Consider the following 19,026-nt stretch of genomic DNA (forward strand, 5'->3'; position numbering starts at 1 on the left):
TTTTTTTTTAAGCAAAAAACGGGATTCGAGTTTTCCTTTTGTCTCGTGGGCTGGAGATTGGTATAAGGGACCAGGGGTCCTGCTCATGCTGGGACGGCGGCCTGGGGGAAGCGTGCGGCTGATGCCGCGGCGTAGTCGGTGTCGAGGTCGATACCGAGCCAGCGTCTGCCGAGCAGTTCTGCGCTGTGGCCGGTGGTGTTGGAGCCGCTGAAGAAGTCCACGACGAGATCGCCGGGGTTGGTGCACAGGGTGATGAAGAACTCCGGGATTCTCGCCGGGTAGCGGGCGGGGTGCGGTCGTGTGCCGCGGAGACGGCATGCGCGTAGATAGGCGTCGTTGGAGGTGCTGTTGGGCACTGACAGCAGGGTGGCGGGCAGCGCGCCCCCGGTGTCCTGGCCGAAGTGCTCGCTGACGGTGTGGCCCGAGGGGCGGAGCATCGGCCTGTAGTGCCGGTCCGGGTCTGCCAGGAGCTTTTTCATCGACGCGGAGTAAGGGGTCTTGAGCTTGGTGGTGTCTGCCCTCGGGTGAGGGGTTTTTGACAGCCACCAGATGGTGTTCACGGTGTCCTTGGCGCGGATCTTGCGTTTGGTTACCCATTCGGCCGGGGTCGGCAGCCGTGAGGGGTTGTGCCAGTAGAACTCCTGGGCGAGGTGGAATCCGAGGCGGTCGGTGCAGGCGAGCAGGGTGCGGAACTGGTGCAACGACCGGGTGGGACGGCCGCGTTGGTAAGCGCCGCCTATCTCCATGACAAGGCTGCCGGTGGGGCGGAGTGCCCGGTGGGCCGCGGCGGCGAAGGGCAGGAGCCATTCGACGTAATCGTTCTGGTCGGCGTTGCCGTATTCCTTGGGCCGCAGCAGCGGGAACGGCGGGCTCGTAACGAAAAGATCCACGCTCTGCGGCGGCAGTTCACCGAGCAGCAGGCGGCTGTCTCCGCTGTACTGGGCTCCCAGCGGAGTGGTGTAGTGCAGACGTCCCGAGGGGAGCCGAATCGGATCGGCACTCCTGGGGTGCTCGGGACCGGTGCTGGCAAGTGTCACGCGGCCGTCCCGAAGTCGGACCGCTTCGGTGTCGTTTTGGCGACGGCTCGCTGGGTGATGCCGGCCGAGGCGCGTTTTGACGCGGTGGACAGTTCGTCCGCTCCGTCTTCCAGGTACCAGGGGCGCAGGTCGAGCATGGCGGCGCGCATGCCGGTGGCGAAGCAGAGTGCGGTGCCCTTGGGCAGGGCGCGGATGGCGTCGGCGGGCAGGATCCGTTCCTGCCGCATGCTGAAGCTGGTCGATTTCCCGGAGTCGGAGACCGAGGTCGACTTCGTCTCGACGTCGTGGTCGCCGATCAGCCGGGAGAGTTTGTCGGCGAAGTCGGGGTCGTCGATGCCGGATCCGATGACCTTGATGGTGGAGGCGGACCACAGGGAGTCCATGCCGGCGTCGCCCCAGACTTTCTGGCCCTGGCGGTAGGACTGCAGGATGGTGAGGGGGATGATGCCGCGCGAGCCCAGGTGCGAGTACAGGTCGGGCAGGTCACTGATTTTGCACACGTTGGCGGCCTCGTCGAGGATCGCCAGCATGGGCGGGTCGAGGCGACCGCCGGCGCGTTCGGCCTGAGTGGTCGCGGCCCGCATGACGGAGTCCGCGCACGCGGCGATCAGCGCGCTCGCGCCGCCTCCGCCGTCCTTCGACAGCAGGTAGAGGGTGTCGGTGCTGGTGACGAAGTCGGACGGCCGGAATTCGGGGATGTTCTCCTGCGGGGTGACCCACGCGGCGATCTCCGAGTTCAGCAGGGCGGCGGCGTACTGCCTCGCGGTCTCGTAGATGCCGTCCCGGGTTTCGGGCGGTCCCTCCACGGTTCCCTTGAGCTGGGCGGCGACGGCTGTGAAGGCGTGGTCGCGGAGGATGTCGAGGGGGGTACGGTCGGCGGGGAAGGCCAGCCACTGCATGACGTCGGTGATCGGCCGTTCGTCGAGGGCGGCGGCCAGGAAGAGCTGGCTGAGAATGTTGGAGCCGGCCTTGGACCAGAAGTCGCCTTGCTGGGAGGCGTCCACGGACGCGGCGAGGAAGTGTGAGGCCAAGCGGCCGGCGCCGTCGAGGGTGGTGGCGTCGGCGAGCGGGTTCCACCACATGGTTCGTGCGGCGTGCGCGATCTGCTGGGGATCCATTGACCACGTCCGCCCCGCCCGCGCCCGCGCGTCGAGGGTGGTGGTGTAAGCGTCGCCCGCGGCCTTGTTGGAGGTGAGCAGGACGGGGCCGGGAGCGTTGAGGATGGACGGGATGGCCAGGCTCGTGGTCTTGCCGGAGCGGGGAGCCATGATCGCGACGGCGACGTCCTCGTACCCCATCCGGACCTCGTGCCTCGTGCCCTGCAGGTTACCCAGGAGGATGCCGGAGTCGCCGGCGTCGATGCGCTTGGCGTCCTTCAGACTCGGCCGCAGAGCGCGCGCTTTGGCGGTGATCGCCTTGGCGAGCAGGGGCTCGATGTCCCTCTGCTTCGCCATCCCGGCGACCCGCTTCGCCTTACTGCTCCCGCTGTTGTGGCGGGTCCACCACAGGGCGCCGAGGGCAGCGAGCATGATCGTGATCAGCGCAGGGACGATGAGCGCGCCGATGAGCAGGGTCGTGTGTCCAGTGGTGGGCCAGAGCTGGTCGCGGTGGAAGAGGGCATCGGCCGGCCGGTAGGGCGTCCATGGACCGGAGTTGGTGAGCCAGGCGGTGGTGTTCCCGCAGAGCCAGGCCAGGTTCGACAGGGGAACGCCGATGGCGGCAGTGCCGAGCAGGATCTTGAAAAGGATGTCGTAGGTGTCGGGGGTCGATGGGGACGTGGGCTTGGGCAAGGGGCGGATCCGTGGGCGGGGTCGATGGTCGGGCGGGCCGCGTCAGCGGGTGCGTCGGGGCGGCGGCGCACTCCATGTCCGCGGCGCGGGAGCTGGATGGGACGGTTGCCGGTCGGCGAGTGTCCTGACGCGGTTCTCCAGCGGGAAGGCAACGTCGATGGCCGGGACTAGAACTTGGGTGACGTGAAAATGGCGGCGGCTGTGAGCGGGGATGCGGAGTGGGTAGGGATCGCGGGGCAGCGGGGTCTGGTCGGCAAGCGCGCGGGTGAATCCGGCGATCAGGTGCGCTGGGGTGTCGCGACTGAAGTACGCCTGCCAGATCAGGCCCTCGGGATCCTCGCTGACCATGGTCGTGACGAACCAGCCGTCGGAGGCGCCGTCGTTGCCGTGTTTGACGTGGGCGATTCCGTCCGGGGAGGTGAGGCCGTCGTGGCCGTGCGCGTCCCGCCAGTCGGCCTGCCGCAGCGGATCGTAAGGGTGGGGCGTGGGCCCCGGCCCGGTCTTGGGGGCGGTGAGTGCGTCGGTGAATCCGGCGATGATCTCGACCGGGGTGCGCGCGTCGAAGGCCGCCGACCAGGAGCGCTGTTCGCCGACGCGAGCGTGCCGGAGTTTCCACCACGGCTCGCCTGGCCTCGGGTCCAGGCGGAGCACGGCCTTCTGGTCGGGGCTGGAGAGGATGACGCGGGGCATGAGGGGGTCGTGGCCGTGGCTCCAGCCGCAGGCCCGGTGGAGTGGGACGGTGATCCAGGCGGGGTTGCCGCCCCCGGCGAGGTAGCGGGGAGAGACCAGCGCCACCTCAATGTTGTTGTGCATGGTCACCTTTTGGCCGCTGCCGAGTGGCCGGCCGGTGGTGGCGGAGCCGGGGTCGACACCGGCTCATGGGCTGGCGGTGTGGGCGGGATGTGTTCTGCCGCGCGGTGGATTTCGAGGAGGACGTCGCCGGCGGATGCCCACTCGTCCAGGTAGGACCAGGCTTCGCCGTTCCGCTCGGCCCGCGCGTCGTCGTACTCCGCGCTCCCCGGCTCGGCCGAGGGTGGCAGGCTGTCACGGGTGGCGAGCCAGTCGTCCCGCAGTTCGGTAAGCCGTTCGAGCGCGCTGTGGAGGCGGCCGAGCTGGTAGGTCCATCGTGGCTGGATGGCCGTGGCCGGGAGCCGCCGCATCTGTGTCTCGGCGGTGGCGAGCATGTCCTTGGCGCTGGAGCGGACGCGGGTGAAGGCCCGCCAGGTATCGGCGTCTCGGCGCTGGGCGCGCATACCGTAGGCGTAGCCGTCGTGCGGCCAGCCGTCGAGGTCGGTGTGCTGGTCGGAGTAGGTGTCCCAGTCGGCGAGGATCTGCTCGCTCTCGCGGATGAACGCGGCGAGTTGCTGGAGAGCGGGGTCATGAACCGCGCGGTCGCCGGGGTGGTCAGTGCTCACAGATGGTCTTCCGTGTGGAGGTTCACCGGCTCCGCGTGGGGAGCGGAGAGCTGGTGGGTGCGGGGGAAGCGGAGGCGGCCGGAGCGGGAGTGTGTCGGGCGCGGCGGGCCGCTGTCCGGGCCGCTGCCACGCGCTGGTGGTGTGCGGCGGCGACCTGCGTGCCGGTGGTGGCGCTGGGATGCTGGACCGCGCTGTAATGGCCGAGCTGGTCGTGCATCCCCCTGAGCACCGGTTGCGGGTCGACGAGCGCGCGTGCCAGCCCCGCCACCAGATGCGGCGGTGTGCCGTCCCCGATCCAGGCGTTCCAGACATGGTCGACGTCGTGGCTCGAATCGTGGCGAACGGCGGCTTCGACTCGCCAGGCGTAGGCCCGTCCGTCCTCCTCCAGCCACTCGGCATGGATCAGTTGGTCGGGAGAGACCGCGAGCCCCGGGGCGCCGGCCACCGGAACGCCCGTCCAGCCGGCGTCGTTGAGGATCTGCCCCACATCGCTCTCGCCGTCCGGGACGGGCCGGCAGAGAGCGTCGGCGACGCCGGCCACGATCTCCGACGGCGTGAGGCCACCGAAACTCATATGCCAGTAGGGGCCGTAGGCGGAGGTTGGGGTTCCGATGCGCCACCAGGACCCGGATGAGGTCGGTGTCGGATCGATGGTCACCTCCACCAGCACGTCAGGGCTGACGAGACGGACCCGGGGAAGAGAGGGGTCAGAGGCGGTTTTCCACCCGGCGGCGAGCAATGGGTGGGTGACGTGGCGCGGGTCGCCGGGGCCCGCCAGGGAGCGCGGCTGGGTGTCGAACTGCAGCGTGGACTGATGGTCGGCGGCGAACGCGGCCAGGTGCCGCTCGCTCAGAGGCACGGATCACCGTGCCCGCAGCCGGGCTGCGCGGCGGTGCGCGCTGGGTGCTGTCGCAGCGAGCCGACGGGGAAGTGCGGAGATGCCACTTCTGCGAGGGGGGACATGCACGTCCTTGGAGTGGAAGTCGGGGGTTGAGTCGCCGGGCGGTCAGCGGCGTGGCCGGGATGTGCCCGCCGTGTGCGGGCGGATCGTGGGTGCGGTGCTCCCTGTCCGGGCGGTGGTCGCGGACACTCGGGCCGCGCGGGCGAGGGCCAAACGGTTCCGCTGCCAGGCCGCGATTTCATCAGGCCGTACCGACACGGAGGTGGTGCGGATCCGCTGGTCGGGCGGAACGTGCCCGCGCGGTCGCATCACGGGCAGCGGGTCGGCCAGGGCGGTGGTGAAAGCGAGGACGAGATGCATGGGGGTGGTGGAGGTGAACGTCGCGTCCCAGGCCCGTTGGCCCTGCTCGGTTCGGGCGCCGGCCCACCAGCGGACCTCTCCGGAGGCGGGCTGGTGGAACTGCACGAAGGCGCTGCCGTCCGGGCTGATCGCGGTGGTGTGGTGTCCGCGACCGGCCTGCCACCCGTGGTCTTGCAGGGGTGACCAGACGTTGGGGGCGTGCGCGGAGCGGGGTGTGGTCAGGGCGTCGGAGAATCCCGCGACGATCTCGACCGGTACGTGGGGACTGAGAACAGCGCGCCAGGCTTGCTGGTGGGCGGTGGCCTTCGCGCGGATGGTCCAACCAGCCGGGACGGTGTGCGGGTTGTAGGCGACACGGACGGTGCGGTCGGGGCTTTCGAAGATGATCGGTCCGCCGGTCTTAGACCGGTCGCGCCAGTCGGAGGCGCGCAGATACTCGGTCACGTGTCGTAGGTCGCCGCCGCCGGCCAGATGGCGTGGTGTGACGAGGTAGTACTGCTGGGCCTGCTGCTGCCCGGCCGTCGCACTCGCGCGTTGCTGTCGCTTTCTCACCGGCGCGGCCCGCCCGCGCAGGAGAAGCGGTTTGCCGGCACGGCGTGGGCGGGCGTCGCGGCTTGGGCGAGCCGGCGCACGTCGTCGGCGTGCTCGTCGAGGTCCAGGCATACGTCGTCGAGTGCGTTCGCGGCGCGGCCCAGAGCGAGCCAGACCTCGGGCGGGAACGTCCCTGCCTCGGTGTGGTGCTTGGCCTGCTGGGAGCCGGTCGCCACCAGGGTGGTGAGGCGGCCGAGGATGCCCTTCTCGGAGTCGAGGACCTTCGTGAGGATCTGGGCGGCTTGCCGGGACGTGGCCTGCGTCAGGTGATCACCGAGCAGGTCGATCAGGCGGGCGATCTCGTCAGCGAGACGAACGGCGTAGGGGTTCGGGTCAGTCATTGTCCTCCGGTTCGCCGGGCGGGGGGATCGTGCCGATGGGCCGGGGATGCAGGTAACGGCGAAGGACGAATACGGCCAGGCGAGGCTTGCGGGCGCCGCTGATTGGCGGTGGTGTGCGCGGGATGGGAAAGGGCCGGATCGTCGAAGGTGGGGGCGACTGGGGACAGATGGTTCAGCGACCGTGCCGGGGCCGGGCGGTGCCGGCGTGCGGAGCCACGGCCGGGGCGTCCGGTACGGCGTGCTGGGCTCTGACCTCGTTGGCGGCTTCCAGGTAGGCGTCCGGGTCGAAGGCTGCGGTGGTGATGTTGGCGGCGTATCCGGCCATGAGCAGGGTGGGGATGGCACGGGAGGCCAGACGCTTCTGCTCGTCCTCGGACAAGCCCTCGGGTACCTCGTGCCAGACATACTCCGGTCCGGCCGTGGTCACGGTCCTGCGTTCCAGGCCCAGGCTGTCCAGCACCGCGAGGAGGGTCTCGTGGGCGCCGGTGGGAGTGTCGGCGCGGATGGTGCCACTCACTGCGTCGCGGTAGACCTCGACGTCACTGCCTGTGACGTCGGCACGATTTCCCATGTCAGAGTCCTCCTGGGAACAAGGCAGTCCCTCGCTGCGAGGACAGCGACGAGGGGCGCGGGGGTGTAGGTGACGGTATATCGGCGGCAGCGGGGGCGGTGCTCACCGGCGTTTCCCGCCGGCCGCGGTGCCGGGTGCCGCCTTCGGCTGGGCCGGGCGGGGAGAGCGGGCCGCGTCCTGCCGGCGGTAGTGCTCGCGCCGGTCGGCGGCGTGGTCGAGCAGGGCCGCGTAGGCGGCCCGGTCGAAGAGCGCGGGGTCGAGATTGGCCCGGTAGCCGGCCATGGCCAGAATGAAGAGGGCACCCGTGGCCGACTGGCGCACTTCCTCCTCGGCGAAGCCGTCGGTGGGGAGCTGACGCCAGGTGTATGGGCCATCGGTGTGCCGCGTCGTCCCGATGTCGTCCAAGGTCTCGACGAGCCGGTCGGGTGATCCGGTACGGCTGTCGACATAGATGGTGTCGTCTCCGTAGCGCCGGTAGATCTCTACGTCGGTGCCGTTTTCATCGGCGAGATTCACGGTTTCCTTCGAATGGTCAGGGGCAGCGGCCGGGATACGGGAGTGCTCCCGGCCGGTGGAGCGGGTGCCGGGGAAGGGCGGGCGGCACTGCGCCGCGGGGCAAGTTCGGCGACGGCGGTGTCGTGGGCGGCCCGGTCGAATACGCCGGGGTCGATGTTCGCGCGATAGCCGGCGGCGGCGAGCACAACTGCGGCACGACTGGCCAAGCGCATCTTTTCCGGCTCGCTCAGCCGCTCAGGAGTTCGGTGCCAGACATAGGCGTGGGGCATGGTGTGGCGTTCCAGCCCGAGACGGTCCAGCAGGGCGAGGAGTTGCTCGGGTGCTCCGGTATGGCTGTCGGCGTAGACGCCGTCGTCTCCGTGGCGTCGGTAGATTTCCACGTCGGTGCCTGTCTCGTCGGCCAGGCTCACAGGCCGGTGCCTCCTTCGGTCATCGGGTGCGGGCGGGCTTGGCCGGTGTCGGCGCGGCCCGGGTGGTGGTGTCGAGGGCGGGCTTCGAGGGCGCGTTGCGGATGACAGCGCCGATGCCGAGAGCGGACAGACGGGCACCGGCGGCCCGCGCCGAGCGGCCCTGAGCGGCGGTGTCATCTCCGGAGAGCACATACGTCTGCTGCCGCTCGTCGTAGACGAAGCCGCTGTCGCGCAGGACTGCGGCGGCGTCCTCGCTCGCGGGCCGGGCGACGAGCCCGCCGTCGTCGGCCCACGTCATCTCCACACGGTCGGCCCCGTCGGAGGGGACCGCCGCCTGCGGGGCCAAGCTCTGGGCGTTGTGCTGGACCTGGGCGAACGCCTTGTCGTAGCGGGGCAGCAGATGCGCGGTGATGTCATCCGCCGCGCGGAACGGGTCGTCCGGCACAACGATGCCGTCAGGCTCACGCACACCCCGGAAGGCTTCCGGAACGACATCCGCCGGGGCCATGGCGGCCACGAGGTACTCCTCGTCCTGGCGCGGGCGGCCGATGACGTAGAGGCGGGCGCCGTCGTCGCGCGTGAGCACGGCATCGTGCTCCAGAACGTACTGGGCTACCGCGGCCGAGACGAGGTTCATGTCCCAGACGTCCTCGGCGAGGGAGAACTGGTCGTCGTACACGGTGTGCCGGTGGTACTCGCTACGCCACCGGCCGGGGAGTTCGTCGGCGAGTGCCATGGCGAACGATTCGAGATCGCGAGTGTCGCGAGGGTCGGGCATGGTCTCCTCAGAGCAAAGGGGGGATTCAGCGCCGCCGGGCCGGCGCGGCGCCCGGGCCGGCGGGAGCGCGCGGCGCGGGAGGCGGGCAGGCACAGACGACAGTCGCTTCGTGGTCGTCGGCCAGAACGTCGCCGCGGCACGCGATGCGTCGCGGATGCGGCTCGTGCCGGTCAGCGAGGTCGCCGCGGATGTACCGGGTCGCCTCCGCGGGCGCGGACCTCACCGGAGTGGGCGTCACGTCGTAGGGTCAGCAGGCGGTCGGCCAGGGCCAAGAAGGAAAGCTTTCCGCAGAGGGGTCAACCGGGACGCCCACGGCCTGGGGCTGGCTGCGCGGCTGGTGCCGGCGGTATGGCCGGAGCGTTGCGTGCGTGGTCACGCAGGCTGGTGGCGATGTGATCGAGTTCCTGCTGGATCCCGGAGATGCGGCGGGCCGCCCAGTCCAGACGAACTCTCGTCTCGGGGCCGTAGGGCTGGGGCGGGCCGGTGAGACGGTGTGCCGCGTATTCGACCAGGCCGCGCACGGTGGCCAGCGGGCCAGCGGGCCAGCGTGCTCGTCGATGAGGTGGGACAGTAACTGGTCGATCTGCCCCGCGAGGCTGGCCGCTTCCAGGTCGGTCGCCGTCACGCCCGGTGCGCGAGTGCTGTGCGGCTGAGACGTACGGAGCTGGAGACTGGACTCGATCTGACGAGCTTCGGCCCTAAGCTGCTCCGGTAGCCGCGGTCGTAGGTTCTGCCAGATGCCGTCCTCACGTACGAGGTTGGCCAGCAGGTCAAGTCGCCCGGGCTGCCCTTGAACAGCGGCCCAGCGGCATCCTTGTTGGTCGCCCGGACGCGTGATGCCGGCGGCCCGGGCAAGCCGATGCGCGATTTCTGACCACTCGGGCCCGGTGAGAGTGCGGTCGTCCGATGCCAGGCGGACGCTGAGATGCCAGATGGGAAGTCGGCCTTCGGACCGGCGGCCGACAAAGGCATCATGCCGGTTGTCGCCATTCAGGTGCGCGGCCCATTGGGCCGGCGTCCAGAACACGCGCTCGTCGTCGAGGAGGTATCGGTGCCGCTCATGCCAGTACGCGACCACCGTATGGTCGGTCAGCCCTTCCTGGTCGCTGACAGGCCGGCCGAGCGCTTCAGCGAGGGCCTCGGCAGAGTCGACGCCGCCAGGGTGGAGGCGCAGGATCACCGCTGATTCGCCTCGGCGGCGGGGATGGTGAGCCGTTGCCAGTCGTGGGCGGCGGTGATGAGGGAGCGTTCCCGGACGAGGTCCGCGTGCACGGCCGCATCGCCCGGCGGCAGCAGATCCAGGGCGCGGTCGATCGCTTCCAGGGCCCTGTGGTGCTGTCCGAGGCCCCGGCGAGCCGCTGCCTCGCGGAACAGGGCGATCGGATCGGCACGGGCGGCGAACGGTGGGCGGGCCAGCAGGCGGAGCATGTGCTCCTCCCGGCCGGGCAAACGGTGTCCGAGCCATAGACCGTGCAGCAGCACATGCAGTGTTTTGACGTGGTCGCCGGCCTCGCCGAGAACCTGTTCCATGCCGACGTATCCGGTCGTGCGGGACTGGCCGAGCAGTGCGAAGACGCCGAGCGCGTGGCTGTAGCAGTCGAGTTCGTCCGCAGCCCCGTCGGGCAGGGCGTGCAGGAGGGTCTCGATGGTGCGGCACCGGAAGTCATAGCGCAGGGTTCCCAGGTAGACGTGCCGATAGGTACGAGCGGTGACGGGTTCCGTGCTGGGGCGGGTGATCTGCTCTGGTTCAAGCAGGAGGAGCGCGCTGTGTCCGCCGGCACGGGCCTGCCAGGCGACGTCCCCGCACACGTCGGCGGATTCCTGCCAGGTGGCTCCGATTTCACCGAGCAGGCCGGCCAGGATGCTGGGCCAGCGGCCACCGGATACCGCTACGGAGCGGGCTTTGGCGCGTACCTGGTCCAGGAGGGCATGGCGCCCGGGCGGCCTGTCGCCGGTCATCGGGCGCTCCGGGCATCGGCGGCGTGGACCAGTTGGTTCAGGCCAGTCAGCGCGTACCAGCCGCAGTCGACCGGGCCGGTGGCGCCGGTGAGTTTGGGCAGCAGGTAGTCCTCCATGGCCCGCAGGTGGATGAGGCAGTCGGGGCAGCGGCGGGAGAAGTGGACGAGATAGCGCGGGTGACCGGTGATGTAGGTACGTGCGCCGCCATGGGGGTCGCGCAGCCGCCAGCCGTCCTCGTCGGTCGGGGTGTGCCACGACGGGGCGACGACCGTCATCGTCTCGCCCCACAACTGCCCTCCGGCCACCCCTTTGAGGATCACGATCTCGTCACCCGCCGTGAAGTGACGGTGGGTGATGTCTCTTTCGGGGGTGAGGATGTCGGCGGGGACATACGGCAGACGGGAGACGGTGTCGGGCACAGATGAGTCCTTCCACAAGCAGCACGGGTGGCGGTGGGGAGGATTCAATGGTCTTCAGGATCCCCGGTTTCGCTAACCGGGGATCGTCGGCTATAAGCGCCCGGGGAATTCTGTGGCCGCCGCCGGTGACGGCGTGACGAACCTCATCCATCACTTGCACAAGTCGGTGCTCTGACCAGTGACTTCAGAGGTTCGTGACGGGGGTGGGCAGCTCTCGCTCTCGTCCCGGTCACGCTGAATGCGCTCTAGCGGGCACCGCTGCCTTCTTTTAGCGTGCCGGAATGGAATGGATGACACTCCTTGCCACAGTCCTCGGTGCCGCCATCGCGATGGGTTCGACCGTGCTCGTAGAAGTCCGCAAGGATCGGCGCGAGGCGATCGGCGAATGGAGGCGAAGCAAGCGCGACCTGTATGGGGCCTACCTTGGTGCGCTCTCACAGGTACGGGGCGAGCTGGCACTCATCATTCTTGACCGCGCGATGCCCGACGCCGAGCGTGCCCTCATCGCGCGTCAGAAGTTCGCAGGCTGCTACGAACTGCGCTACCAACTGGAAGTACTTGCCCCCGGGACAGTTGTCGATCCGGCTCTCGCATATTTCCGCAGTGTGCGCCGGCTACGCGACGGGACGGGCACAGGCATGGCACACGGGGATGAGGAGTGCGAGCGCGCTTTTCGCGAGGTGATGGGCGCCCTGGCACAAGTGCGGGCCACGATGCGACTGGACCTGGGCACCGATGCACTTGCGACCGGTTGAGTCTGGCCGAGCTGGAGGATCCCCCGGTTTCGCTAAAATGTCGGGTATATGAGCCGGGTGGGACTATCGGTAGGGGTTCTGTGTCCCGCGGTCGTCGTCGGTGGCGGCGCCGAGAAGTTCGGGCAGGTCGGTGCCGTCGGCGTCCCTCTGGTCGATTCACCAGCCGGCCCGCGTCACGGAACGGATCTTCTCCTCGAACTGTGCCCAGTCGGCGTCGTCCCAGGTGCCCTCGGCGACCAGGGTGGTGTAGGCGGTGGTCACCAGCTGGTGGCGGGAGCGCTCGCCCCAGTCCAGGGTCCGTTCGGGGCCCTCCAGCGGGGGCATGTCGAACTGGGTGGCCCACTCCTTCGCGGCGGCCTGTTCTTCCGCTCGCCTGGCGGCGAGCCACTCTTCTTTGCTGGCGGTGTCGTTGTCGCGGGCGGCTTTCCAGCAGTCGGTGCAGGCACGCCCGGCGAGCCAGCGGGCGAAGCCGGCCCGTTTGTCGGCGGGCCGGTCCGACAGGTCATGCGTCATGTCGTGTCCACAGGGGTGGTGGTGGACGTTCCAGGTCGTGGGGACAGGCATGGGCAGGGGTTCCTTGTCGATGAGGTGATCAGAGCGGGAAGAGGCGGTGTCCGGCCCGGGGCGGTGGGGGCGGAAGCGCCGTGGCGGGGCCGGGCGTCCGATGCGGGATGGCTTTGAGGGCGTGGTCGATCAGGTCATGTCCGTCGACGCGCCAGGTAGCGATGGCCGGCCACGCATCAGCGGTTCGCTGCGCCAAGACGGCCGAGGGGGACTCTGCGGGCGGCGGTGCGGGAGCGCGGTGGAGGACCGGGGTGGTGTCGGGGATGAGTCTTCCTTCGGGGTGGTTCAGCGGCTACGACGGTGTCCGGACGGAGGGGGCTGCGCGGTCATGGCGGCTTCGCCCCGGGGTGCGGAGGAGGATGCGGTGCTGGTGCCGGACGGGCGCAGGGCGGGGTCGAGTTCGACCGGGTAGCGGGCGGCGGTGAGCATGTCGGCGGCCCAGGAAGCGCGCTGGTTCTCCCGAGCTTCGCCCAGGTCGAACGGCAGGCGGACCCACTGGCCGGACAGGGTGGGGAAGGTCATGAATCCGGCCCGTCTGAGGATGCCGGCGGCGAGATCGTCGAGAGTGCCCTTGACTTCGACCTGACCACCGCGCCCACGGAGGATGCGGATGGGGGCGCTGCTCACGGCCGTCTGCCGTGTCCGTGGCCGCCGGGTTGTATGGCTCTGCCGGGATGCATATGTGCCGGCACAGGCCGGTTGAGGCTGGTGCCGGGGGGTGTGGTGGTGGGGCCGGGGTCGCGCTGGGGCGAGCGGGCGGCGGCTCGCGCGATGCGGGCCCGGTGGTCCGTCAGCCCGGTGCGGGCGGCCGGGAGCGGCCGGCCCTCGGTGCGGGCGGGGTCGAGGGACAGATCGGCCTGGACATGGAACCCGATCTTCCGCAGATCGTGGACGGCCTGCCGGGTACGCCGTGGGCCGTCCGTCTCCGGGTCGGTGAGGCGGTACAGCCCTGCCGTGCCAGGGACCCGTTCGAACTGCTCGCGCACGAGGAACCACTCGGCCAGGTGCGCGGGCGTCTTCACGGTCGCGGTGGCGACGAACCCGTGGTCGGGGTGAGAGCCGAAATGGAAATGATGCTCGGACAGAGGTGATCCTTTTTTGAGCGGGGGCAGCGGGTGGACATGCCGGGCTGGGGGATGGCGGCAGGACTGGAGCCGGCGGAGCGGGGTGGGCTGTTGCCGACGCGTTGGAAGATTCGGCGGCGGGGGCGGCAGTTCTGGGCAGGTCGATCAGGCGCTCGCTTTCCGCCGGCCACAGCGCCATCGGCTCGGTGCTGGCGGTCTCGGCGGTGGCGGGGCGTCGTTCAGCGGCGGGTGGAGGGCGCGGCCGGAGCGGGAACGGCCGTCGGCGTGGCGGGAATCCGCGCCGCCTGTGGTGGCGGGTTCGCTGGAACTGGGCGGGGATGCCACAGTCGGGGGTGGTCGCTGAACGGTGTCCGGGTCCCACCGCACCGGCGGGCCGTGCTCGTCTTCGGTGACGCTGATGACTTCGATGCCGGACGGATGCAGGACGTAGCCCCACTGCATGTCCTGCCCGGTGGCGGTTTCGTCCGTGACAGTCATGCGGGTCGGTGGTGAACCGTCCGGAGTGATCACGTTGTCCAGCGTCGTGCTGGGCCACCGTTCGCCGCCGGCCAGCGCGGCCGGCAGGGCGTTGGGCGCACCGTCGAGAAGGTCGGTGCCCAGTTCGTCCCAGGCCACGCAGCACGGTGTGTCGATGAGGTGCCGGCCCAAGGCGTCGAGGTCACAGCCGAACCGGTATTGGTACGCCGTCAGCAGCAGCGGGAGATGGTGGCTGGGCACCCCGTCGAGGTGAACGTAGATTCCCTCGTAGCCAGTATCGGTGGGGCGGGCGATGAACGATCGGATCGACAGAGTCGGACTCCTTCGGCGGCAGGTCAGCGGTGCGGGCGAGGAGACGGAGCACCCGCGGCCGGAGGTGGTGGCACGGAGGCGGCGCGGACCGGTGCCGTACGAGCCGAGGCCGGCAAGGGGTTATAGGTGCGGGCGAGATGGTCTTCGGCGAGATAGGCGAGCTGGTTACCGAGTCCGCCCAAGCGGCTTGCCGCGGCGTTGTAGCTGCGGGCGATCTCCGGTTCCTTATTGCGGTCGCACCACTCGGCGGCGGCTTCGAGGAACTGGTGCAGGGCGCCGAGCGCGCTGTGACCATCGCCCAGGACCGCGTCGGTCACGGCCTGGAACTCCGCCGCGCTGCGGGCGCGGTGCAGATGGTCGGTCCAGGCGGTGATGCTCTGCCCGGCCTCGGCCACGGCCAGGGAGTCAGTGAATCCGCGTGCGTCACGCGCAGCTCAGCGATAGAGGTCGTCGCTGGTGGGCTGTTGGTGTTGTAGGCGTGGATCTGCTCGTTGGTACGGCCGACGTTGTCGTACACCTCGAAATCGGGATGACGCAGGGGAACTCCCGGAAGTAAGCAGGGCCGGGTCAGCGGAGGGAGGGCGGTCGCGGTGCGGGCGAGAGATGAGAGACGGCAGCGGGGACTTGGATCGGGGCCGCGCCGCGTGTGAGTTTGCGGTCGCTGCGCGGGTCCAGAAGGCGGTGTGCGTCCTGTTCGAGTTGCTGAGCCGCGGCATTGAGATGGGAGCCGGCGCTGCCGAGGCGGTCACCGATGATCTCGTTCGCGGAGCGGACAGCGTCGGCGTGCTCGGAGGTCGGTTCGTACTCGGCGATCTCGTGGAGGAAGCCGAGCTGTTCCACGACTGCGCCGAGGTCGCCGAGGGCGTGGCCTACAGGCTGGGCGGCGCGGGCCAGGGCGGCGGTGCCCCGGCGGTGGACTTGGGCGTGCCGGCGGGGGAACCGGCCGGCTTCTGCTTGCCGGTAGATGAGTTCGTACGCCAGGGTCGTGAGCAGGTCGGCGATGGACGCGATCTGGTCTTCGATGTGCGCGGTGACGACGTTGTCGGCGTGCAGGTGCGGGTCGGACAGCCGGCGGGCGTATTTGGAGATGCGTCCGGCGAGACGCAGCAGGTCATCTGGGTTGTCGACTTCTGGGGCCAAGAGTGTTCCGTAAGGGTGAGGGGAGCGATCGGGCCGGCCCGCGCACCATGCCGCGTGACGGAAGGTGGCCGGACCTCGCCACGTTCACGCCTGAATCCTTGTCAATCGGGATTCCCGCTGAAGGCATGGCGTCGCGGGTTTTGCAGCGCGCATGTCGCTGAGGGTGGCGCGGAGTTGGCGTCCGTGCTCGAAGGCGAACCGTCTTATGTCTTCTTCAAGGCTCTGAAAATCGGGGCCGGCGGTCATCTGGCCGGGGTGCTTACGGTAGAAGTAGACGACGTGCGGGATCAGTTCACCGGCGGCGAGCGAGGTGACGCCGGTGACCATGATGAGGTCCTCCCCTTGGGGCAGCCCTCCGTGCCCGCCTGCTGCCACGATGAGCGAGGTGCGGGCGAGGAGCATGGTCTGGCACATCGGGATCTGCGCGCCGGGACTGCTCCAGTAGGTTGTCACGTCGCCGGGCTGATGAATGCCCGCAGGCGCCGGGCAGTGCCACAGCGTGCTCGCGCCGTTGGGGTGAAGGTCCGCGATCAGACCCGCGACCCAGCCCAGGCCGGTCTCGGTGATCCGGCGGTATCGCACGTCGAGGCTGTCGTCGCTGAGCAGGTCGTCGTCGTCGCTGTAGCAGACGTACGGGGTGCTGACGGTGCTAAGGCCGAGATTGCGGGCGGCGGCGGCGCCGACGGGCCGGGGCAGGGGCAGCACACGGACCCGGGAGTCAGCACGCAGCGGTGCGGGCACGTGGGTGGGGTCCGCGCCGTCGAGTACCAGGACCGCCTCCCAGGGCACTGTCTGCCGCGTGAGGCTGGCATGGAGTTCGGTGAGATAGGTGAGGCGTTCCGGGCGGAGTTGAGTGGCGATCACGATGGTGATCTCGGGACGGACGTGCCGGGGCAGTGATCCCCCAGGGGAGTGTGAGCGGCTGACGCGAGCCGGTGTCGGGCTCATTGCGGTGGTGGGAAGAGCCTCGGCGACGGCCGTGGCGAAGGCGGCGAGGTCGGTGCGGGCCCACGTCCGGACCAGGGGCCGGCAGTTGCACGGAGTGGCACTGGTCACTTCAGGGACGGCCGTGCCGGAGGCGGATCGCTGGGCGGTGCGGGGCGAGGTACGGCGGAGCGTGCTGCGACGATGCGGTAAGCCTCGGTGGCGAGCGCGAAAACCTGAGCGTCGCCGTCCTCGCGGTCGGGATGCCAGCGCGTGGCGATGGTTCGATAGAGCTCTTTGGGCGGCCGGCGCTGACCCGGCGGGACACCGGCGACGTCGTACAGCAGGGCCTGGGCGTGTCTGCTGCTGAGCGTGTTCAGGGGAGTGAGCTGCCGGTAGAGGGCGCGGTAGCGAGCGACTCGTTGGCGCTTGTGCCGGTTCGCCGCTTCTTGCTGGTGCCGTTCTTCCTCGGCCGGGTTGCGCTGGTGACGCTGGTGCTGGGCTCCGATGCCGTATAGCTCGCCGACGTCGAACGGGCCGATGCGTGCGGCTCCGTTCAGGTCGGCCGCGCGATGGACGCTGGTGAGGTCCACGTAGTTGACCGTGTACCAGGCATCGTGAGGGGTCCAGAGGTAGACGGGGAAGTGATCGTGATCGTCCTTGCAGACCGGGTCGGTCTCGCCGTCAGCGAGATCGACGTAGGGGCCGGTGTCGCCTGGCGAGCACGGAGCGACCATCTGAGCACCGCAGTGCAGGCACCACGGCAGAAGATCTCCGTCGCTCCCGGCGTATGGCACACCGAACAGCCACTCCCTGCCGAGGGCTCCGTCCCCCGCGGTATCGGCGTAGGCAACGGACGCGGCGTACGGGGACGCATCAGTCATGGCCCGGCCCCGGGTTCGATTCCCGGCGGTTTGATGGTGAGACTCCTGGCCCGGGGTTCACCGCCTCGGCCCGCAGGCAGACGTGCGTGGTGCAGCGGCGGGTCTGGCGTTGGCTGCGGAAGAGGGGTGAAGTCGAATTCGTACTCGTCGTTGGCGTCGATCAGGTTGTGTTCGGCGTCGAGGAGTTTGTCCTTCATCGCGTTAGGCGCGCCGATGAGGCGAAGGGTGCCGTCGCGCGGTATCAGTTTGCGCTGGATGTCGGGTTTCACGGGCCTCTTGCTGTTCAGTGCATGCGGGCGTCGGTGTCGAAGAGCGCCAGCTCGTGGCTGTGCAGGAGGTGCTGCACGATGAAGCTCCTACCTGCGACTTTCCACAGGCCCCGGCCGCGGTTGAGGTGTGCGATGGCATCCATCTCGACGGAGGTCAGGCCGAGCAGGGAGGCCGCGGCGTGGAGCTGGTCGGTCTCCTGGCGGTAAATGATGCGGGTGCTGCAGTCGGCGAGGAGGCCCTCGGCGAGAGCGCGGCTCTGTGATCCGGCGTCGCCGGCGGTGAGCAAGTCGGACAGCCGGTGGATCACCATCAGGTTGGCGATGCCCAGGCCGCGGGAGAGTTTCCACTGGGCCTGCATGCGCTGCAACAGGCCGGCGTGCCTCATCAGGCGCCATGCCTCGTCGTACACGATCCAGCGCCGACCGCCGTTCGGGTCGGAGAGGGCGGATTCCATCCAGGCGGAGGCGCAGGTCATCGCCAGGACCAGCGCTGTGTCGTCGCCGGAGCCGCCGAGCCGGGACAGGTCGATGGTGAGCATCGGCGCGCTGGCGTCGAAGGCCACGGTGGAGGGGGCGTCGAACATGCCGGCCAAGTCGCCGTGGACCAGTCTGCGCATCGCGTGGGCCAGGTCACGGGCCGCGTCGCCGAGTTGGCCGGACGTCATTGCTGCGGCCTCGTTGAGCGCACGGGGGTTGTTGAGGGTGGCGGCGACGTCACCGAGGAGCGGGGTGCGGCCGGTGTCGGCGGCGTGGGTGACGACGGTGTCCAGGGCGATGTCCAGAGCGGTGTGCTCCATGGGCATCAGTTCTCGGCTGAGGACGGTCCGGGCCAGGGAGCCCAGCAGGAGCAGGCGCCGGTTGCGGATCTCGCCGGTCCAGTCGGCCTCGGAGATGCTCTCCGGACGCGGGGCCGCGTCCAGGGGATTCAGCCTGCCGGGCAGCCCAGGCCCCAGCGCAACAGATCGTCCGCCCAGAGCATTTGCCACCGGCGTCCACTCGCCCTTGGGATCGCACGGAACATAAACCCGGTATCCGAAGGCGACCGAGCGCAGCGCGAAGGATTTGGCGAGCGCGCTCTTGCCCTGGCCGATCACGCCGGCGAGCAGAAGGTTCGGATTGGTGAATCCCTCGACCTTGCCGTACAGCGCGAACGGATCGAATACGAAGCTTGCTTCGGCATGGACGTCGCGCCCGATGTAGATGCCTTCGGCGCCGAGGCCGCCTTCGGCCAAGAAGGGATATGCGCCGGCGGCGACGGCGGTCGTCATGCGGTGGGCGGGCAGTTTCAGCCGGTTCTGGCGGGCGGAGGCGGGCCCGGGGCGCCCTACCTACCCCCCGAGCCGACCCCCCGGGCCCGCCCCCGCCCGCCCGAACCGGCTGAAACTGTCCGCCCCCCGCATGCCGACCGCCCTCGCCGCCCGCGCACATCCCATCTTTGCCGAAGGCGGCCTCGGACCCCAAAGCATTTAAAACAGACGGGCCGTGCCTTCTGAAAAAACGTTCAAAATATATCCAGACAACAAGTACC

At 69.5% G+C, this 19,026-nt stretch carries 23 protein-coding genes and 2 pseudogenes; 2 read left to right on the top strand and 23 right to left on the bottom strand.

Features of this window, described 5'->3' with window-relative positions; translation table 11 throughout:
- Positions 1-83: 83 nt before the first annotated feature.
- From PV679_RS34370 to PV679_RS34420, 11 genes are all read right to left on the bottom strand, one after another.
- Entirely contained in the window at positions 84-1,037 is a 954-nt protein-coding gene (locus PV679_RS34370) for a site-specific DNA-methyltransferase (protein WP_319685034.1), read from the bottom strand.
- Positions 1,034-2,827 carry a type IV secretory system conjugative DNA transfer family protein gene (locus tag PV679_RS34375; protein ID WP_319685036.1) on the bottom strand — a complete coding sequence of 598 codons (1,794 nt, stop codon included), beginning with the start codon at positions 2,825-2,827 and terminating at the stop codon, positions 1,034-1,036. Before PV679_RS34375 ends, PV679_RS34370 begins: the two co-directional genes overlap by 4 nt.
- 42 nt (positions 2,828-2,869) lie before the next feature.
- The gene (locus tag PV679_RS34380) at positions 2,870-3,640 is read right to left on the bottom strand and encodes a DUF317 domain-containing protein (protein WP_319685038.1); all 771 of its coding nucleotides are present in this window, start codon (positions 3,638-3,640) and stop codon (positions 2,870-2,872) included.
- Positions 3,641-3,642: 2 nt separating this feature from the next.
- Complete coding sequence (locus tag PV679_RS34385; protein ID WP_319685040.1) at positions 3,643-4,242, bottom strand: hypothetical protein; 600 nt, start codon at positions 4,240-4,242, stop codon at positions 3,643-3,645.
- A 22-nt stretch (positions 4,243-4,264) separates the two neighbouring features.
- Positions 4,265-5,101 (bottom strand): DUF317 domain-containing protein, encoded by an 837-nt coding sequence (locus PV679_RS34390; protein ID WP_319685041.1) that lies wholly within the window; start codon positions 5,099-5,101, stop codon positions 4,265-4,267.
- 147 nt (positions 5,102-5,248) lie between these two features.
- The gene (locus tag PV679_RS34395; RefSeq protein WP_319685043.1) at positions 5,249-6,055 is read right to left on the bottom strand and encodes a DUF317 domain-containing protein; all 807 of its coding nucleotides are present in this window, start codon (positions 6,053-6,055) and stop codon (positions 5,249-5,251) included.
- Entirely contained in the window at positions 6,052-6,435 is a 384-nt protein-coding gene (locus tag PV679_RS34400) for a hypothetical protein (RefSeq protein WP_319685045.1), read from the bottom strand. Before PV679_RS34400 ends, PV679_RS34395 begins: the two co-directional genes overlap by 4 nt.
- 172 nt (positions 6,436-6,607) lie before the next feature.
- On the bottom strand, positions 6,608-7,006 hold the full coding sequence (locus PV679_RS34405) for a hypothetical protein (protein WP_319685046.1): 399 nt from the start codon (positions 7,004-7,006) through the stop codon (positions 6,608-6,610).
- A 102-nt stretch (positions 7,007-7,108) separates the two neighbouring features.
- Entirely contained in the window at positions 7,109-7,522 is a 414-nt protein-coding gene (locus PV679_RS34410) for a hypothetical protein (protein ID WP_319685048.1), read from the bottom strand.
- Positions 7,519-7,932 carry a hypothetical protein gene (locus tag PV679_RS34415; protein ID WP_319685050.1) on the bottom strand — a complete coding sequence of 138 codons (414 nt, stop codon included), beginning with the start codon at positions 7,930-7,932 and terminating at the stop codon, positions 7,519-7,521. Before PV679_RS34415 ends, PV679_RS34410 begins: the two co-directional genes overlap by 4 nt.
- Before the next feature lie 19 nt (positions 7,933-7,951).
- Positions 7,952-8,710 carry a hypothetical protein gene (locus PV679_RS34420; RefSeq protein WP_319685052.1) on the bottom strand — a complete coding sequence of 253 codons (759 nt, stop codon included), beginning with the start codon at positions 8,708-8,710 and terminating at the stop codon, positions 7,952-7,954.
- A gap of 973 nt (positions 8,711-9,683) precedes the next feature.
- Here PV679_RS34420 and PV679_RS34425 point away from each other — a divergent pair.
- Positions 9,684-9,896 (top strand): hypothetical protein, encoded by a 213-nt coding sequence (locus PV679_RS34425; RefSeq protein WP_319685054.1) that lies wholly within the window; start codon positions 9,684-9,686, stop codon positions 9,894-9,896.
- Here PV679_RS34425 and PV679_RS34430 read toward each other — a convergent pair.
- Together PV679_RS34430 and PV679_RS34435 are read right to left on the bottom strand one after the other, a co-directional pair.
- Entirely contained in the window at positions 9,887-10,669 is a 783-nt protein-coding gene (locus PV679_RS34430; protein WP_319685056.1) for a hypothetical protein, read from the bottom strand. The genes PV679_RS34425 and PV679_RS34430 overlap by 10 nt on opposite strands.
- Entirely contained in the window at positions 10,666-11,088 is a 423-nt protein-coding gene (locus tag PV679_RS34435; protein ID WP_319685058.1) for a hypothetical protein, read from the bottom strand. Before PV679_RS34435 ends, PV679_RS34430 begins: the two co-directional genes overlap by 4 nt.
- 281 nt (positions 11,089-11,369) lie before the next feature.
- On the opposite strand from PV679_RS34435, the gene PV679_RS34440 reads away from it, so the two are divergent.
- Complete coding sequence (locus tag PV679_RS34440; protein WP_319685060.1) at positions 11,370-11,843, top strand: hypothetical protein; 474 nt, start codon at positions 11,370-11,372, stop codon at positions 11,841-11,843.
- A gap of 63 nt (positions 11,844-11,906) precedes the next feature.
- Here the strand turns inward: PV679_RS34440 and PV679_RS34445 are convergent.
- From PV679_RS34445 to PV679_RS34490, 10 genes and pseudogenes are all read right to left on the bottom strand, one after another.
- A pseudogene (locus PV679_RS34445) lies at positions 11,907-12,356 on the bottom strand (hypothetical protein).
- A gap of 336 nt (positions 12,357-12,692) precedes the next feature.
- A complete protein-coding gene (locus PV679_RS34450) occupies positions 12,693-13,034 on the bottom strand; it encodes a hypothetical protein (protein ID WP_319685062.1) in 342 nt (113 codons plus the stop codon).
- Positions 13,031-13,429 carry a hypothetical protein gene (locus PV679_RS34455; RefSeq protein ID WP_319685064.1) on the bottom strand — a complete coding sequence of 133 codons (399 nt, stop codon included), beginning with the start codon at positions 13,427-13,429 and terminating at the stop codon, positions 13,031-13,033. The genes PV679_RS34450 and PV679_RS34455 overlap by 4 nt, the downstream gene beginning before the upstream one ends.
- A 207-nt stretch (positions 13,430-13,636) precedes the next feature.
- Positions 13,637-14,209 (bottom strand): hypothetical protein, encoded by a 573-nt coding sequence (locus PV679_RS34460; protein ID WP_319685066.1) that lies wholly within the window; start codon positions 14,207-14,209, stop codon positions 13,637-13,639.
- Between the two features lie 95 nt (positions 14,210-14,304).
- Positions 14,305-14,676, bottom strand: coding sequence for a hypothetical protein (locus PV679_RS34465; RefSeq protein ID WP_319685068.1), 372 nt, complete (start codon positions 14,674-14,676; stop codon positions 14,305-14,307).
- Positions 14,677-14,848: 172 nt separating this feature from the next.
- Entirely contained in the window at positions 14,849-15,421 is a 573-nt protein-coding gene (locus PV679_RS34470) for a hypothetical protein (protein WP_319685070.1), read from the bottom strand.
- Positions 15,422-15,505: 84 nt separating this feature from the next.
- Positions 15,506-16,477, bottom strand: a complete 972-nt coding sequence (locus PV679_RS34475; RefSeq protein ID WP_319685073.1) for a glycosyltransferase family 2 protein — start codon at positions 16,475-16,477, stop codon at positions 15,506-15,508.
- Positions 16,474-17,229 (bottom strand): hypothetical protein, encoded by a 756-nt coding sequence (locus PV679_RS34480; protein ID WP_319685075.1) that lies wholly within the window; start codon positions 17,227-17,229, stop codon positions 16,474-16,476. Before PV679_RS34480 ends, PV679_RS34475 begins: the two co-directional genes overlap by 4 nt.
- Positions 17,226-17,498 (bottom strand): hypothetical protein, encoded by a 273-nt coding sequence (locus PV679_RS34485; RefSeq protein WP_319685078.1) that lies wholly within the window; start codon positions 17,496-17,498, stop codon positions 17,226-17,228. The genes PV679_RS34480 and PV679_RS34485 overlap by 4 nt, the downstream gene beginning before the upstream one ends.
- Positions 17,499-17,512: 14 nt before the next feature.
- Positions 17,513-18,823 (bottom strand): annotated as a pseudogene (locus tag PV679_RS34490) (VirB4 family type IV secretion system protein); the annotation flags it as partial.
- Positions 18,824-19,026: the final 203 nt, after the last annotated feature.

The organism is Streptomyces sp. AK02-01A, from assembly GCF_033795305.1.
Classification (GTDB): domain Bacteria; phylum Actinomycetota; class Actinomycetes; order Streptomycetales; family Streptomycetaceae; genus Streptomyces.